Here is a 17,578-nt window from a genome sequence, read left to right on the forward strand (position 1 = left end):
TTGAGTGAAAAACTCCATAAATATTCCTGTATAAATTGCCGACTTTTCCTATTTTTGCCCCTCTGAGCTAAAATAATCCTTAGATTTCGGATAGTTGAATGAATGGCCTGGAAGTAAACAGGGTCAATTTAAATGGGTAGTGGGTGCCACAAAAATATGGTGTTCATTGCCATTTTCATAACTTAGCAAGTAGGGGATATGGCCAAGAAGAAAAAGCAAGAAGAGATACTAAGCTATCGAATTTTGGCATTTTCAATCGATTTTCTATTAAGTTTTCTTGTCATGGGAATTCTTTTTACTTTGCCAAGTTTTATGAACTTCTTTGAATCGGTCTATGAAATCTTTCCAAGTAGCGCTTCATTTATTGTCGTTAGCTACTGTCTTTATCTCGTCATGCGTTTTTATTTCGCTTTGTTTTTTGCAACAACTCCTGGCCATTTGTTTAGTGGCCTGTCAATTATTGGCAAGGGGAGATTTAGTAAGAGAATCCGTCTGTGTGTGAGATTTCTGTTGTCGCCAATCTTTCTTCTTTTGGGACCCAGTGACATTATTTCGCGAGGTCATGGAGGAATTGGGGATATACTTTTTGATATAAGATATAGAGTAGGTAAAGTTCCGAGAGCGATCTCTTTGGTTCTAATCCTTGGTCTTCTGGGTATGGTGCCGGGAAGTATTGCTTTTTGGAATTTGGCGATTTTTGATAAAGTTCAAGTTGAATATAAAGAATTTGGGCCCCAGAAGCTTTCGAATAAAAGTCATTTCAACCTCTACGAAACAATTCAGTCCAACGTCTTGCATTTTTCCACATTTTCTTCCTTAGGTGATGGACTCTTTACTTTGTTGCCTTCGTTGAAATTAGAAAAATCTGGAAAGTACATTCGCTTTTCGCCAGAAGTGAATATTTATAATAATAAGAAAAAAATCTTTTCAGAATTTTCTATTTTTAAAAGTGATATTGATTTTGTTCCTCTTTTTAAGAAGGCCTTTCAATTGGATCGATTTTTACAAATACGTTACGCGAAACTCTATGAAGCACTAGAGGGTGGAAAAGAGCAGCTCTCAGAAAATGAAAAGGCCCAATTTAAAGAAATTATTCTAAATTCAATGGGAGTCAATCTCAATAAGATTTATAAAGACTTTCGTCATTATGGTCCATACCCTTATGGTCACTTTTTGATTCGTAAAAACTTGCTTGAGATTCTCGACATTGGTGATGAAATTAAATTTGATCATGTTAGATATGGAGATGGAGATTTTATAAGAGTGAGTAAAATAAGTGAGCTCACTAAGATGGAGCACTCTTATTATTTGCCTTTATTGTCTTTAAAGACTCCTTTGTTTGAGCTTCGCTGGCCGCTTAATGATGAGAGTAAGTCTTTGTTTGAGTCTTCAGTTCTGGCCCAGGCCCGCTGGCAATTTGATAGCAGTAAAAAGATTCCGTTTCCGCGCTCTAGTAAAGAGATGAATCCTTTGTTTATTGTAGATTATTTTAAAGATAAAGATCTCGGTCATGAACAGCGCCTTCATTTCGAAGATTATGTCTATGGCTATTACTTTAATCTCGCTCGTAACAGTGTACTGGTTGGTGATCACACTTTGCGCAATCGATTGTATTCAATTCTTGAGAGGCTCAAAGAAATTGTGCATCTTCAGAATCAAGAAAATCCAATTTATAGTGATAAATTCGAGAATAGACTGACTAATTTAATGAAGGCCCTTGCTAAAGAGGAACGAAAATATTTTAATATCTAAATGGATTATTTTTGCGCTCTTATATATGGTCTTATTCAAGGTTTAACAGAATTTCTTCCAGTCAGTAGTAGTGGTCACTTAGCACTATTGCCCAAATTCCTTGAAATTAAAGATCCTGGTGTGGCCTTTGATTTGGCCATGCACGTGGGAACGGCCATGGCCATTGGTCTTTATTTTCTTAAAGACATCATTAAAATGACTTTTGATCTGTCACTCTTTGCAAGAAGAAAGAAGTCCCTTAGTGAAATTCCTTATACCTATAATTATATTGTCGCGACTTGTTGTACTGTTGTTACGGCATTGCTTTTTAAGAAAGTGGCCGAAAGTTACGGGCGAGGGGAAGTGTTTATTGCTATGAATTTGGCGTTCTTTGGAATTCTCTTGGCCTTGAGTGATCGCTTTTGTAAGGCCGATTCTAATATTTCAATGATAAAGAATGTGGAATTAAAAAAGGCCATTACGATTGGACTCGTTCAAAGTTTTGCTCTTTTTCCTGGAGTGAGCAGGTCTGGGGTGACAATTACGGCCGGTAGATTTTTGAATTTAACTAGAGAAGAGGCCTCTCGTTTCTCATTTCTTTTATCTCTTCCGCTTATCATTGGGGGCGCAATTCTCAAGACACCAGAGCTTATTCACGGCCCTCATCAAATGGATTTAGGTTTAGTTGTTTTTGGGATCTTTGTCTCTTTTGTAATTGGTCTTTTAACGATACATTTCTTTTTGAAATTTATTAAAAATGTAGGATTGGTCTCATTTGGAATTTACCGACTAATACTTGCAGCTCTTATTGTTTATTATTATATCTAATTACAAGAGAATACTTTCAAGTAAGAGTTGTCACTTCCTTCTAAGTCTTGAAAATCTTCTGGAATACAGTAGACGTGATTATTCCAACGCAGACCTTCATCGATAAAGTTCGCTTGTCCTCTATCATTATCTTCTGTACGACTTGAGAAAAAACGTAAAATCGTAGGGTCATTTTCGCTAGTTTTTCCGCGAATTTTATATTCACCGTAAACAACCCCATAACCATATAGTCCTGATGCACACATTTGTTTTTCACATGCAAGTTGGATTGTTAGTGAAGGGCTTTTAATGAATCCTGTGAGCTCCTCAAATTGGGCCTCATTAATACCTTTGGCCTCACTTGAAACATAGCGGTTTGTATAAACTGAAACGTTTGAATAGTTTTTAAGAGCACACTTTTTATTTGCAGGGTTGATATAACCTGTACAACATAGACTTGGACTATCACCGTCTTGCATTTGTGTTCCTGCTGGCTGGCAACATGAGAAGCTGTCTTCCGAGAAAACCTTGGCCTTATCATCTTCGAAGATAAAGTTATTATCTGTTTTAAAACTTGCAGAGTAATAGCTTTGAGCGCCGTTTGTATATTCACGAGCTTTTGCGGTGTCTACAAAAATGGCCGGTACTTCAGTTCCTGCTACTGAACTATTTGTTGGATTGACCACGCAACGAAGTTCTGAGAAATCATTAGATTTGATTCCAACTTGTGGGATTCCCGTTAATTCCATAGAGCCCAACCACTCAAGAATAGGAGAGGCATCTGAAGTAGAAACTTGGCGTGCGTGACACTCAGGGTTCTCGTTAATATTGTCAATATCTGAACAAGTTAATGAAGGTCTATTTGGATCAACTACCCAGTTGTAACATTCAAGTGTTTCATATGGGATATTACGTTGCATCTTTGTTGGACCCCATTCATGTGAGCCATCGGCAAAATTGCGAATCCAATTTTCTGAGCAACAAGTTCTTCCGGCCGCCTCGTCGACGGTGTTAAATTGCTTTGCGATCGTTGTCGTACTCTTACATGCAGTATTACATTGGTTGTCAGCTGCAACTTCCATCGGTTGATAAGAACTGGCGGTTGCGGCGTTATTTCTCTTAAAGTATGTAGTTGAATTGCGAGTGTAGCGGGTTGAAGAGTTCAGAGCAATATCCACGCCTGCAACATCTCTAACGTTTACAATATTGTCGCCATCAATACTTGTCGGAATTGTAATTTCATTGCCAGGAAGTCGACAACAACGATTCAATGTTTGATCATATCCTTCTTCACCCTGTCTTTTAGGTTGAGAGCAAACGAGAGTCTCTTGCCAAAATTTTACTTCGTATGGATTTAACACTCCCGCTAGATCAGGATCAATTCCCGATAGGGCACCACTAATATAAGGATTGGCCGCGCAATCGTTGTCAGTATGACAAGTCGAACCAGGAGCTCTTAAACAACGGTTTTCTTGAAAGGCCATATCTAGAATTTGATCATTTTCAAAGTCTTTTAAGATATCAACACCAGCAATCGACTCTAAGACTTTTAGAGAATTTGTTGGGATAGATTGAGAGGCCGCAATATTAACAATATTTGCATTATCATGGGCCAATCCATAGGAACCGCTTTGGAAGTGAATCTGATTATTTGTTTGGTCGAAATTTACACAACTAGATAGGTAAGCGCGATTTGGACCATTATCAGTTGCTGTCATTCCAATCCCATTTACTAGGTCTGAAAGATCAGTAGGTCTTGGTTTTTTATAATTGGTCATCACGAGACTCTCGCCAGCTGTTCCTGGTTCGCGTCCTGGCAGACAAATACCGTTTACCCCATTATTTGAGATATTTCCATTGGCAAAAGTATTGATGATTTCATCCCCAATGAATTTATATGGTCTGCCTAGAATTCTTGAACCTTTTCCAAAGCTATCGAGATCATCCTCTGCAACATCAGAACTGTCATTTTGCTCAATAACACTCATTGGAAAACGAGCAATTTTATTATTGAATCTTGCTTGGTAAGTTCCACTTTCAAAAAATGGCTGACAATAAAAATTAGGTGCACAGCCTAGTAGGCGCGGCGAACTTGCACCATTGAAAGTTGTTGTCTCGTCTCCTGTTGTATAGTTTGTAATACAAGGAGCACCTTTACCTCTATAGACACATCTTTTTACTTCACCAGAAAAGCTTCCATTTAAAGAAAGAAGTTTTTCAATTGATGAAATCTCTGGAAGTTCGTTTCCAGATGAATCAAAACGAGGGTAGTTTGACTTAATATTAGTCACTGATTCACACACATAGTCCCAACCAAGTTTTGCTGCACAATCACTGTCCGCTGTACAAATATGCTGTGCCTGACATTGTGCTCCTGTCGTTTCAAAATCAGTTGTAGGAAAGTCAGTACTTGAGGTAATAATTGAATCTCTAATCAGAACTTGAAAATTGTTTTGAATCGTTAAATCTGAGTAATAAGCATTTATGGCCAAGAAGAGTTTATTAGATTTTGCTTCAATTCTTCTCGCATTTCCAACAGAAAACCAACGAACACCATCAAATGAACCAATAACGGAACCGTAATCGAAACCGTACCAATCTCTTTGATAACCATTGGCAAAGTAGAAGTGTTGAGCGGCAAGACGATCTTGGCGCTGTGATTGTACATCTGCATTTATAGCATGAGACCATGGAAGCATCGTAGCTGGCATAAAACAGGCCCTACCAAAAATCAGATCATCGGCCCTATATTTAGATGTTCCACTTGCACTTGTTTCGTATTGGTCTGGAACATATCCACCGCCATAACCATCAAATGATTTTGGAAAAATTTGTCTTAATAATGCATGATAGTCATTTCCACAAGTCGTACAATTAGAGAATGTCCCATTACCAACAGTGATATCGTAGGTGACACCTTTTTCAACCTCAACCATTTTTGCCGCAATTCCAGAACCTGTTTTATAGGTAAAGCTTCCGTAAATTTCATTGAAACCAATATATTGACTAACATTGTTTGGTTTAAATTTGTTTCCACCTGTATAGATGAAGGCGTTACCTTCTTGTTCAAGTGAAGGTGTTTCAATAATGTCACTTAGTTTTAAATTATTTCTTCCTGTTCCAGACATATCAAAGTGACGGTGTGGTGCACTTCGAGAATCAAGATTCACTGTGACTTGAAGAGGGGCAGGTACTGTATTGTCTTTATACTTACAAGTGAAGTCTGTGATGATGCCTAAACTTTCATTATCATTTTTGTAAACGGGCTTAAGACGACAATCAAGATTTGGGCATGAGCAAATTTTATCAATTTCGCTTAGTGCATCCATTTTTGCTTTTAGAATACCTTGATTAGAAGGAATCGAGATATCGACATAGTAGATGATTTCAACATCTTGCTGATCAAAAACCTGTGTTCCACTGCCTGAGAAACGAACAATTGAAGGGCCCCCTGGAATAAGTGTGAAGTGAGTTCCTTGTTGTCTTAGTTGACCATCAACGCGAACTTCTATGGTCTTTGTATAATCGGCGTATAAAGGTAGTGCGAAATCATTTGTTCCAGGGAAGTGATCAGTTACTTTTCCAAGATTTTGTCCTTGGACGTAATACTTCGTACATTTAGCGAGCGAGTTGTTAAGCTTCTCACATGATCCGTCAATCATGTATCTCATTAGGAGAGTATCGTCTGTGATATTTGGGTCTTTCGTTTGTGTCAAAACAATTGATTGTACGTTGACTACATCATCATTACCCGGCCCAATTGTGACACCACTTGCTGGGACTGTTTGTGAATTAAAAAGAGTTTTTCCTTGATATAGGATTTCTGTGATACTCGTTGTGTTTGCTGGCACTATAGATGCAAAGCTTCTGTCGTCTTCCTGAGTTTGAAATGTTAAGTCTGAGTCGTTGCTTGCATTCGCAAAACTTAGAGTACAGACACTCATTTCTCCTTCTATAGGAGTCGTGCAGTTATAGAGATTTTTCAAATTATTTAATCTTGTTACGGCCTCATCTTCTGGGTCGCCATCATCATCACCAGGACCTTCGCTTGGATCTGTTGAGGCACTACCGCAAAGGTTATAGAAGTTTGGGTACTTGTAGATATTATTTGAGTTCAACGAAATATCATGAAGGGCCTGTAAAAATTCAGACGATGATGTGTTGACACCAGATCTTAGAGTTCTGTCATTTACACATTGTCCTTGTAAACAGCAGCTATAGCCTTGGGCCGTACAAGTGGTGTTCGAACTACATGTATTTGTACTATCACCCGTTGTAGAAGTTCTAATATTGAATACAAGGTTAGAGAGCTTCACATCATTGATGATATTACCAGAATTGGAATAGAGTCTAATTTCTCTAGAAGCAAAATTTAAAGATGAACATGTTGTACAGATGCCTGAGAGTTTATAAGTTGTCACGGCCGCGTAAGTGGCCGAGAGTGAATTAATGAGTCCTGTTTTTTGACAGAATGTTTTATTCACTTCTTCGCCAGATACTGCAATTGAGTAATAGTACTCTCTAGTATTAGTTGCAAGATTTGTTGTATATTTTGGGGTTGCTGCAAATACTGTAACCTGTGCTGTATTTGCACCTGGGACGTAGGCCACAAGACATTGAATTTCATTCGGATTATTTTTAACAAAATAATCAACTTGCTTTCCACGTAGGTAAACATTGTTGTTGTAATCAATGGCCAAGCTCAATGAGTTTGATGTCGTTGTTTCTTGTGTTTGAAAATAATTATTTGAATCAGAAAAGTCAGGAGTACCTGGGTCTGTGTCTGTGGTACCACTTGAATTGCTTGCACTGTTTTTTCTTGAACTACTTGGAGATGAAGGAACGCATGAGCTTACGAGCAAAGTAAGCACGAAAGAGAGAACAATAAATGTATAATTAAAAAATCCCTTTCTAATCATAAAATCCTTTTCCCAGATCTTATCGACGCTATTTCCTTAAAAATTAAGTTGTTCTTCATCCAACTAAAAGATTAGGAATATTTTAACAGTAGAGTGATTATAGGGACTAAGGGGGATAGGTAAGTTACTGATTATGTGTTTTTTGAGAGAAGTAAGGCCACCCGTGAGTGGCCTTTATTTGAGGCAATTTGTCTCTTATTTTTACAGACTTTTTACTTGATTGTATTTATCAACTCTAGCAGTTTGTAGAGGCCTTTTTCACTAAAGCGCATTTTAAGTTTTTCACGATCGCCATGAAAGTGATAAATATCACTTCCGCTATCATTGGCCGTGGCCCAACCAATGGCCACTGTGCCCACCGGTTTTTCAACGCTCCCGCCACCTGGCCCAGCTATTCCACTATAAGAGATGGCAAGATCAGTTTTAAGATGAGTGCGACAACCTTCTGCCATTTCTTTTGCAGTTTGGGCACTTACTGCGCCATAAGTTTTAAGTGTATTTTCTTTTACTCCTAATAGATCTATTTTTACTTGATTATCATAGGCGACAACTCCACCTAAGAAAGCGGCAGAACTACCGCTGATATCTGTTATGCGTGAAGAGCTAAGTCCACCTGTACATGATTCTGCAAATGAAAATGTTAGTTTTTTACTCTTGGCAACTTCTAAAATGAAAGAAGGTAAAGAGAGCATCCCATATTGCCAAATACTTTCTTTAAGAGGACTGTTTTCTATAATGGCCTTGATTTTATTTTTCTTATTTTCAATTTCATTATTCTTTTCAAGAACGAGAGTAATATCCACTCCTGTCACTTGGGGAAGGCTTGCAACTTTTCCAAAAGTCTCAAGTTCTTCCCATAGATTTGGGCACAGTTCAAAAAAGATTTTCTCTTCTGGAATACCAAATGTTCTGATATTGAAAATTTCATATTCTTTTCTGTCATCACCTGCTTTATCGAGAATAATAGGTAAGAATACTTGTTCAAACATTAATTGAAACTCTCGAGGAACTCCAGGAGCACTCATATAGATTTTGTCTTCTGTGTGAAAAACAAGACCTGGGGCAAGACCGCCCGGATTGTCTGTGGCGATAAAATCTTCGGGAAGCATATGATAGTTGCTTTTATCTGCAGACCATTCACGATTAATTTTCTGATAAAGTTTAATCGCTAAATTTTTTGCATCTTGGTTTTCAATGAGTTTCTTCCCATGAAACTTGGCCATGACTTCTTTAGTTTTATCGTCTTTTGTTGGACCAATTCCACCTGTCGTTAAAATAATATCTGATCTTTCACTTAAGTATTTAAGGCCATCCATCATTTCTTTTTCATCGTCTTTAACAAAGATTACGCTCTTAAGTGCAAGAGGTGTTTGCTGGACAAAGCGTGTGAGCCAGGCCGCGTTCAGATCAGAGATTTTTCCATTTAAGATTTCGTCTCCAATGACGAGAAGTCCAATATTCATATTGAGAACCTTTTGGTAAAGTAAGGTAGTATTTTAAAAAAATTATACCAACCAAAATACTTTTGGCCAACTAATACCAACTATCTTATAAGGCATACATGAGTAAAAAGATTAATTTTATTTTGGATTACGATGCCGATTTAGATGCCTATTTAAATTCTAAATATCCTGGCATTTCTGACTATCGCATTCATTCAGAGGCCTTAGATGCTAGAGGGGCCAATCGTGGGAAAAAACCACGTTGCAACTATAGCGTAGAAATTATTTATCCCGGTGAAAAATTCCAGGCCTTTGAAGAGGTATATAAAGATCTTGGGGCCCTAAATGATAAACCTATTATCATTGGTGCTGGTCCAGGTGGTCTTTTTTGTGCATTACGCCTGTCTGAATATGGAATTCCCTCAATTCTCATCGAAAGAGGAGAGAGGGCCCACAATCGAATGAAGCATATCGCACGTTTTTGGCGTTATGGTGAATTTGATCGTGAAAATAATGTTTGTTTTGGTGAAGGTGGCGCCGGTCTTTTTTCCGACGGGAAATTGATTACAAGAGTGAAATCTCCTTATGTACAATATGTCATGAATCGTCTTGTTGATTTTGGAGCACCAAAGGAAACGGCCTATGTATCTAATCCGCATTTAGGATCGAATAAAATTCGCGCCCTAATTACGCAGATTACTGATGAGCTTCTTCGACGCAAATGTGAAATTCACTACAATACAAGAGTTGATGAACTTCTTTTTGATAAGCAAACTCCAACTAAAGTGATCGGCGTTCGCTTAAATGATGGCAAAGAAATCTATTCATCTAATGTGATTCTTGCCACTGGACACTCGGCAAAAGAAATTTACTACCATCTTAAAGAAAATAATGTGGCCATGAAAGCAAAAGACTTTGCTGTGGGAGTGAGAATCGAGCACCCCCGTGAGCTTATTGATCAAATACAATATGGCCATTATGCCGCTGAGCTTGGAGCTGCTCGCTATCGTCTAAGTTATGAAGACAAATCTACTCATAAAGGGACTTACAGCTTTTGTATGTGTCCTGGTGGATATGTTCTAAGCTCTGGTACTGATGAGAATGGAATTGTTGTGAATGGAATGAGTAATTATGCCAGAAATTCTCGTTGGTCTAATAGTGCACTCGTTGTGTCAGTTAAGGCCGGAGAGGATTACCCACTTGATGACATTCTTGCAGGTCACGAATTCCAAAAAAATATTGAACAAATGGCCTATAAAGTTTCACTCGAGAAGGCATCGGGTAAAGAAGTGCCCGTTCAGACGTTAAAAGATTTTCTCGATGATAAAAATGGTCGTAGTGTGATGCCTAAGACTTCATGTCCTTCAGGGATTTTTGACACTAGACTAAGAGATATTTTACCAAAATTTATCACAGACCATTTGGCCAATGCTCTTTTACAATTCGACCGCTCAATGAATGGTTTTGTTTCAGAGAAGGCACTTCTTTTGGCCCCAGAGACAAGAACATCGGCACCTGTGACGATTTTAAGAAATAAAGAAACGTTAGAATCTGAGTCGCATACAGGACTTTACCCATGTGGTGAAGGAGCTGGTTATGCGGGAGGTATTACTTCTGCCGCGGTAGATGGTGTGAGAATTGCCATGAGTATCATCAAAAAAGATAAAGGTTTTGAAGCGTAAAATAAGCTCTTAGAGTTGCCTTATGCTTGTTCCTTTGAAATGATTATATAAGATAATTTTTCGAAGGATTGAATAATGAAATCTACTTTTTTTGCCCTTATGGCATTCATTCAAATATCTAGTTTTGCCCTTGATTTAAACCCTAATTTAAAACTTATCGCTAGGGCCTCAGATGGAGGCTCTTACGGTGTTCCTGATATAAGCTACTTTCAAGATGTATCACCAAGCTTAAATGATCACGATGAAATTGCCGCTCGTATTTTGAGTGTTGAAGACAGTGTGATCTCTGGTATTTTTATTTTTTCAGACAATAAAATCACAATTCCTTATGTTGCCCCAAGTGAATTATCAGTGAGTGATGTTCACTTAAATAATAAAGGGCTCATTAGCTTCTATCTTCTTGGTGATGGTTTCGCAGAAGGATTGTACCGTTATCAAAAGTCGACTTCTTCTGTAGCAAAACTCATGGATGCTTTTGAGCACAAGCTTTTGGGCATTAGTGATGCTTATAGCGATGATGAAGGTTACACTTACGCCCGCATCCTTGATAAAGACAACCAAAGAGAGCTCGTAAAATTTTCCAATATATCAAATGAGTCACAACCCTTATTGTCTGAGAAAGAGGGAGTGATTAGCTATCTTTTTACACCGATAATTTCTCGCTCAGGAAAGTATGTTGTGAAAGCTCGTCTTGGCCACACTGGGGATTGGGCCGAGTCCCGTCCTGATGTTTTGTTTAGCAATGTGAATAATAAGAATATTATTCGTTATTATGACAATGATTATCATTCAAACGCTCCAGTGAAGGGCTTTCGTAATTCTGCAGCGATTAATAATAAAGGGGATATCGCCTATGTTGCTTTAGGTTTTGATGGCAGATATGGAGTCTTTTTCAATGACAATGAGTATATTCGTGAAGGTGAGTTAGACATTTCTTCGATAGACTATTTTGCGCCAAGAGTTAATAACAAGGAAGAAGTGCTCTTTCGTTATACAAATCATGAGGGAGCAAAGGTCATTGCCATTGCGACAAAGATGGGAGTGCGTGTTGTGGCAAAAACAGGTGATCTTGTGACGACAGACGTTAAAACCGCTCAAATCACTGGTTTTCACGGCACTCCGGACCTTAACAACAATTCGAAAGTGGCCTTTGTGGCGACACTTTATGATAAAGATAAGAACGAATATTTAGGTCATGGCCTTTTTCTAGCTGAATGAGTCATTTTACCAGCGGTTTTTTGCAAAAAACTGCTGGTACCTTTTGCCCTTTAAATATTGATCGGGTATCATTTTCGCGATTATTAAAAAGGGTTTTTCATGCTTTATAAGAGTAAAGACGTTATTACAAAAGAATACGATGTTGTCGTAGTGGGCTCTGGTCTTGCTGGGCTAACAGCTGCCAATAAAATGGCAAAGAATGGAAGAAAAGTTCTTCTATTAGAATCACATAATAAACTTGGTGGATTTGCGACTTGGTTTAAAAGAGCGAAGGGCGATCATATCTTTGATGTATCCTTGCACGGCTTCCCTGTTGGAATGATTAAGACTTGTCGCAAGTACTGGTCAAAAGAAATTGCAGATAGAATTGTACAAGTGAAAAAAGTTCGCCTTATCAATCCGCAGTTTAATATTGAAACAGATTTTACTAAGACGGATTATATCCGCATTCTTATTGAGCACTTCGGTTTAACACAAGAAGTTGTTCACGGTTTTTTTAAAGCACTAGAAGAAATGAATTTTTACGATAATACTCAGATGTCTAATGGAGAGTTATTTGAAAAGTTTTTCCCTGGACGGAATGACGTTGTTCGTTTTCTTCTAGAGCCAATTGTTTATGCCAATGGGTCAACGCTAGAAGATCCCGCTATTACATATGGAATTGTTTTCTCTAACTTTATGAACAAAGGAGTTTATATTTTTAGAGGAGGAACTGATGAGCTCATCTCAATGATGAAAGATGAGCTTCTTCAAAATGGTGTCGACATCAAGATGCATTCACTAGTTGAAAAAATTGATGTTGAAAATGGTGCCGTTACAGGAGTGAGCGTTAAAGGTCAAAAAATCAAAGCGCGCGCAGTTTTATCTAATGCCAATTTATATAATACTATTTTCAATATGGTTGGCGCTGAACATTTTGATCAAGACTTTACTGATCAGATGAAGAAGGTTCGTCTCAATACTTCTAGCTGTCAGGTTTTCATGGGTATTAAAGAAGGCGAGTCGATTCCTGATATCGGTGAACTTGTATTTTGCTCTGATGATGAAAAATTTAATACCGATTTGATTCTTTCGCCTAAAGTTGGGTCACAAACTTTTTCTGTGTATTACCCAGATATTCGTCCGCAAAGGCCTGAGAGATACGCTGTTGTTTCTTCATCAAATGCTCGCTATGAAGATTGGAAAAATTTGTCAGAAGAAGAATATAAAAGACAAAAAGAATACGTTATTGAAAGAGCGCTGAGTGCTCTTGAAAAGTTAATTCCCGGAGTAAGAGATAAAATTGATTATATCGATTGTTCGACTCCACTTACTGTTGAGAAATATACTCATCACCGTTTTGGTGCGAGCTTTGGAACAAAGTTTGAAGGATTAGAGATTTCTCAAAATATGCACAAGCAAGTTGCAGGACTTTTCCACTCTGGTTCTGTAGGGATTATTATGTCGGGATGGTTGGGAGCTGCCAATTACGGTGTTATCCAATCCCATGAAGTAGAAACATTTTTATCGAAATAAGGAAATACTATGTTTGATTTTGAAGGACAACACGTCATTGTAACTGGCGGAACAAGAGGAATTGGTAAAGGTATTACTGAGGCCTTTCTTGATGCAGGGGCCATTGTTATCGCAACTTATGCATCAAACGATGATGCGGCCTTTGCATTTAAAGATTCTCTTGGAGAGCTAGGGGATAATCTTCATCTAAGAAAATTTGATGTTTCTTCACCATCAGAAGTTGAAGACTTTTTCATTGATTATGAAAATACATTCGATACATTAGAGGTCCTTGTGAATAACTCAGGCATTAGAAAAGATAATATTGGTATGCTAATGCCAGAAGAAGACTGGCAAAGAGTTTTAGATATTAATTTATCAGGATCATTTTATATGACTAAAGGCGCACTCTCTTTATTCATGAAAGGGCGCTACGGTCGTGTGATAAATATGAGTTCTGTCGGAGGTAATATTGGACTTCCTGGTCAGGCCAACTATGCCGCTTCTAAAGCTGGACAGGTGGCCATGAGTAAATCTCTTTCAAAGGAAGTGGGGAAAAAAGGTATTACTATTAATAATGTATGCCCGGGCTTTATCGATACCGAGCTCATCGGCGATTTGCCTGAAGAACAAGTTAAAGAATACAAAAAGCAAGTTCCTCTCAAAAGATTTGGAACAGTAGCTGAAGTGGCCCACGCCGTTTTATTTCTTGCCTCAAAAGAAGCTTCTTACATCACAGGTGCCTCTTTAGAAGTAACGGGTGGTTTATAGTTATGAGCATGGATATTATTTACTCCAGAATTCCACAAAGACCCCCTTTTTTGTTTGTAGATAAAATTATCGAGCAAGAGGGAAATAAGATTATTACAGGTCTTACACTAACAGGCGATGAAGATTTTTTTAAAGGTCATTTTCCTGGAAATCCAGTTATGCCAGGTGTGCTTATTCAAGAGGCCCTATTCCAATCAGGGGCCCTATTGATGGGCAGCGAAGCCGGTGGGGGACTAGGGGTTGTCACCAAAGTTTCAAGTGCTCGCTTTAAGAGTATGATCCGACCTAAAGATGAAATGGTTATGGAAGTTGAACTTATTGAAAAACTGGCCAACGCCTATATGTTTCTTGGAAAGACTAAAGTTTTAGGTAAAACGGTTGCACAAGTCGAATTTACATGTGCAAAAATTGAAGGATAGAAAATGGATTTTTTAGGCGTAAAAGATAAAACGTTTGTTGTGGCAGGTGTTTCCAATAGAAAGAGTGTTGCTTTTTTTAGTGCAAAAATTCTAGCTGAAGCTGGTGCCAATATTATTTTTACGGCCCAATCAAATGACCATTTTGAAAGAGTCTCAAAATTATTTCCAAATAGTGAAGTCTTTGTTCTTGATGTTGAAAATGAAGAAGACATCCAAAGATTTGGTCAAAAGATTAAAGAAAAAGGAACTCCTATTGATGGCCTTCTTCATTCAATCGCTTTTGCCAACTTAGTAGAAGGAAAATCATTTCATGAAACATCGCTAAAAGATTTTCAACAAGCGACGCAAATTTCATGCTTCTCTCTTGTACAAATGAGTAATGCCTTAAAAGATTCTTTTGCTAAAGACGCCTCAGTTGTAACGATTTCCATTTCTGATACAAGGGCCACAAGCTATGGCTATATGGGCCCAGTTAAGGCCATGTTAGATGCGACTGTCGCTTACCTTGCGAAGTCTTTCTCAAGTTTTTCTCGAGTTCGTTTTAATTCAGTGGGTTCAGGTCCTCTTAAGACATCGGCAAGTGCAGGTATTCCTGGTTACGTTAATAACTATATTTTCGCTGAAAAGCTTACCTTGAGAAAAGAAGCATTAGCTACCGAAGAAGTGGCCAATACAGTGGCCTTCTTAATGAGTCCGCGCTCAAGTGGTGTAAACGCAACTGGCATTTTAGTTGATGCTGGTATGAGTTGTAATCATTTTGATGAAAGTGTTGTTAAAACAGTAGCAGATTTTTCTTAAGATTAATCTTAAAGTCATTCAATATTATATATTTTAGAGTATAATGGGCAAATGCGCTCCATTATACTCCTCTTTCTTACTTTCATTTGCGTAACAAATGCTTCTGCTAGAGAGCGTGTGGACTTGTTTCTCAAATGGAAACATCAATTTCAATTTGCCGGTTTCTATGTGGCCAAAGAGTTAGGTTATTATGAGGCCGAAGGGCTTGATGTCAATATTGTTGAAAGAGAATTAGGTGTCTCACATATCGATAAAGTAAGTGAGGGGCCAGGCCGTTATGGGATCTCTGACTCTAGTATTGTCATAAAATATCTTGAGGGGAGTGAGTTTTTAGTTGTTGCCCCCATTTTCCAGCATTCACCTCTCGTTTTAGCAACGCTCAAAAAAAATAATTTTTGGAGTCCGCTAGAACTGAAAGGTAAAAAAGTCATGTATCAAAAAAATGTGGACGATGCCATTATAGCGGCCATGTTTCATAGTCTCTCCCTTTCAAGGGACGATATCATATCTATAGATCACAACTTTAAATTAGATGATCTCATCTCGGGCAAGGTCGATGCCACAAGTATTTATACGACTAATCAACCTTATGATCTTGATAGAATGGGAATTCAGTATCATCTTATCTACCCTGAAAATTATGGAATCGATCTCTATGGGGATATGATATTTACAACAAAAGAAGAGGCGATAGAGAACCCTGATCGTGTTCGTGCCTTTAGAAGAGCATCGTTAAAAGGATGGCGCTACACTTTTGATGAATTTGAAAAATCTTTAAAAATTGTCCAAAAGTATTCTAAAACAGACTTGGAAAAATTGCGCTTTGAAGGGAAGGCCACTGAGAAAATGATTCTTCCCAATACCATAGATATTGGAACTCCGAGTGTTCATCGCTTTTATAGAATTGCTAAGATTTATAATCCCAATGATAAGAATATATCGGAAAAGAATATCGAAAATGTTCTGTTTGATAATTTTATTGAAAATAGATCATGGAAAAAAATGGCCATGCGCTGGCTTATGCCTGTTTCACTTATTGTTGCATTGATTATTTTATTTCAACTCTACTATACTCGTCGACTTGCAATTATGGTCAAGAAAAGAACTCTAGAGCTTGAAAAGGCAAATGAAGTTAAAGATCTTTTTTTTCATAATATTACTCACGAACTAAGAACTCCCTTGAATGGTATTATTTGTGGTGCAGATTCTCTGCGTCGCGAGAACTTGTCCTCTGAGAACTTAGATCTTCTAGAGATGATTTCGTACTCTGGAAAAACACTTTTACATATTGTGAATGATATTCTTGATTTTTCAAAAATTCAGCGCAAAAAATTTGAACTCAAAAATAGAGCTTTTAATTTTTGTGAAACAGTCGAAAACCTCACGCACTTCTATGAAAAATTTGCAGATAAAAAAGGATTGAAATTTGTTGTCGATTCTAATGTTGATAAAGATCTCACAGTCTATGCTGACGATATTCGAATAACTCAGATCTTTAATAATTTAATTTCAAATGCCATTAAATTCACTGATCATGGCGAAGTGAAATTTATCATCAAACAATCTTTTGTAGAAGATCGAGTTTATTTGAATATAACTGTAAGCGACACTGGCGTTGGAATTGCTGCTGATCAAATTGAACGATTATTTAAACCTTTTGTGCAACTCGATCAACGAAATGATATTTCATCTCTAGGTACAGGGTTAGGACTTGCGATTACAAAAGACCTTGTAGAGCTTATGAATGGAAAGATTGAAGTTAATTCAAATTTACAATCAGGTACACATATAAATGTTTTATTGCCTTTGAAATTTATTCAACGTGACTCTAAAATTGATTTGAGTAGAGAGAACAATCTTGATGAAGAATTGACATTTTCAAATTGTAAGGCCCTTGTTGTCGATGATAATGAGATTAATAGGAAAGTTCTTGGCCTTATGCTTAAAAAGTATAATTTTGATATTCATTATGCCAATGATGGTGTTGAGGCGCTAAAATTAATTGAAAATGATCCTTCATATGGTTTAGTTTTTCTTGATGTTAATATGCCGGGACTTAGTGGGATTGATGTTACTAAAAAAATTAGAAGTAATAAGAATTTATCCATTTGTGGACTTTATATTATTGGCTACTCGGCCAATACTCTCAATGAAAATGAAGCTTCTCATTTTTTCGGTATGAATGCATATCTTGAAAAACCAGTTAAAAAAGATGACCTTTATGCCTGTCTAAAAACATACAAAGAAAATTTAAATCTGTGAGTAAATAAAGTTTTGTTACTGCTGTTTTTATGATT

11 protein-coding genes are annotated in these 17,578 nt (G+C 37.5%); 9 read left to right on the plus strand and 2 right to left on the minus strand.

Features of this window, described 5'->3' with window-relative positions:
- Positions 1-198: 198 nt before the first annotated feature.
- Both M899_RS00715 and M899_RS00720 read left to right on the plus strand, forming a co-directional pair.
- Entirely contained in the window at positions 199-1,752 is a 1,554-nt protein-coding gene (locus tag M899_RS00715; RefSeq protein ID WP_021269453.1) for an RDD family protein, read from the plus strand.
- Entirely contained in the window at positions 1,753-2,559 is an 807-nt protein-coding gene (locus M899_RS00720) for an undecaprenyl-diphosphate phosphatase (RefSeq protein ID WP_021269445.1), read from the plus strand. It begins immediately after the preceding gene.
- Here the strand turns inward: M899_RS00720 and M899_RS00725 are convergent.
- Entirely contained in the window at positions 2,556-7,457 is a 4,902-nt protein-coding gene (locus M899_RS00725) for a hypothetical protein (protein WP_021269432.1), read from the minus strand. The two genes, M899_RS00720 and M899_RS00725, sit on opposite strands and share 4 nt — an antisense overlap.
- A 212-nt stretch (positions 7,458-7,669) precedes the next feature.
- Positions 7,670-8,920 carry a CinA family nicotinamide mononucleotide deamidase-related protein gene (locus tag M899_RS00730; RefSeq protein ID WP_021269418.1) on the minus strand — a complete coding sequence of 417 codons (1,251 nt, stop codon included), beginning with the start codon at positions 8,918-8,920 and terminating at the stop codon, positions 7,670-7,672.
- A 98-nt stretch (positions 8,921-9,018) separates the two neighbouring features.
- On the opposite strand from M899_RS00730, the gene M899_RS00735 reads away from it, so the two are divergent.
- From M899_RS00735 to M899_RS17325, 7 genes are all read left to right on the plus strand, one after another.
- Complete coding sequence (locus M899_RS00735; RefSeq protein WP_021269459.1) at positions 9,019-10,581, plus strand: NAD(P)/FAD-dependent oxidoreductase; 1,563 nt, start codon at positions 9,019-9,021, stop codon at positions 10,579-10,581.
- Positions 10,582-10,656: 75 nt separating this feature from the next.
- A complete protein-coding gene (locus M899_RS00740) occupies positions 10,657-11,799 on the plus strand; it encodes a hypothetical protein (RefSeq protein ID WP_021269473.1) in 1,143 nt (380 codons plus the stop codon).
- Between the two features lie 99 nt (positions 11,800-11,898).
- Positions 11,899-13,314 (plus strand): phytoene desaturase family protein, encoded by a 1,416-nt coding sequence (locus M899_RS00745; protein ID WP_021269489.1) that lies wholly within the window; start codon positions 11,899-11,901, stop codon positions 13,312-13,314.
- Between the two features lie 9 nt (positions 13,315-13,323).
- Positions 13,324-14,064: a 3-oxoacyl-ACP reductase FabG gene (gene fabG / locus M899_RS00750; protein ID WP_021269437.1), complete on the plus strand. Its 741-nt coding sequence runs from the start codon at positions 13,324-13,326 to the stop codon at positions 14,062-14,064.
- A gap of 8 nt (positions 14,065-14,072) precedes the next feature.
- The gene (locus tag M899_RS00755; RefSeq protein ID WP_196801707.1) at positions 14,073-14,483 is read left to right on the plus strand and encodes a 3-hydroxyacyl-ACP dehydratase FabZ family protein; all 411 of its coding nucleotides are present in this window, start codon (positions 14,073-14,075) and stop codon (positions 14,481-14,483) included.
- A gap of 3 nt (positions 14,484-14,486) precedes the next feature.
- Positions 14,487-15,281 carry an enoyl-ACP reductase FabI gene (locus M899_RS00760; protein ID WP_021269495.1) on the plus strand — a complete coding sequence of 265 codons (795 nt, stop codon included), beginning with the start codon at positions 14,487-14,489 and terminating at the stop codon, positions 15,279-15,281.
- Between the two features lie 51 nt (positions 15,282-15,332).
- Positions 15,333-17,543: an ABC transporter substrate-binding protein gene (locus M899_RS17325; RefSeq protein WP_021269488.1), complete on the plus strand. Its 2,211-nt coding sequence runs from the start codon at positions 15,333-15,335 to the stop codon at positions 17,541-17,543.
- Positions 17,544-17,578 lie beyond the last annotated feature (35 nt).

The organism is Bacteriovorax sp. BSW11_IV, assembly GCF_000447755.1.
GTDB lineage: Bacteria > Bdellovibrionota > Bacteriovoracia > Bacteriovoracales > Bacteriovoracaceae > BSW11-IV.

What these genes read in the sequence shown, in the direction of transcription:
- M899_RS00760 (WP_021269495.1), top strand. Translation starts at nt 14,487, where the DNA reads ATGGATTTTTTAGGCGTAAAAGATAAAACGTTTGTTGTGGCAGGTGTT.
- M899_RS00730 (WP_021269418.1), bottom strand. Translation starts at nt 8,920, where the DNA reads ATGAATATTGGACTTCTCGTCATTGGAGACGAAATCTTAAATGGAAAA.
- fabG (WP_021269437.1), top strand. Translation starts at nt 13,324, where the DNA reads ATGTTTGATTTTGAAGGACAACACGTCATTGTAACTGGCGGAACAAGA.
- M899_RS00720 (WP_021269445.1), top strand. Translation starts at nt 1,753, where the DNA reads ATGGATTATTTTTGCGCTCTTATATATGGTCTTATTCAAGGTTTAACA.
- M899_RS00725 (WP_021269432.1), bottom strand. Translation starts at nt 7,457, where the DNA reads ATGATTAGAAAGGGATTTTTTAATTATACATTTATTGTTCTCTCTTTC.
- M899_RS00735 (WP_021269459.1), top strand. Translation starts at nt 9,019, where the DNA reads ATGAGTAAAAAGATTAATTTTATTTTGGATTACGATGCCGATTTAGAT.
- M899_RS00740 (WP_021269473.1), top strand. Translation starts at nt 10,657, where the DNA reads ATGAAATCTACTTTTTTTGCCCTTATGGCATTCATTCAAATATCTAGT.
- M899_RS17325 (WP_021269488.1), top strand. Translation starts at nt 15,333, where the DNA reads ATGCGCTCCATTATACTCCTCTTTCTTACTTTCATTTGCGTAACAAAT.
- M899_RS00755 (WP_196801707.1), top strand. Translation starts at nt 14,073, where the DNA reads ATGGATATTATTTACTCCAGAATTCCACAAAGACCCCCTTTTTTGTTT.
- M899_RS00745 (WP_021269489.1), top strand. Translation starts at nt 11,899, where the DNA reads ATGCTTTATAAGAGTAAAGACGTTATTACAAAAGAATACGATGTTGTC.
- M899_RS00715 (WP_021269453.1), top strand. Translation starts at nt 199, where the DNA reads ATGGCCAAGAAGAAAAAGCAAGAAGAGATACTAAGCTATCGAATTTTG.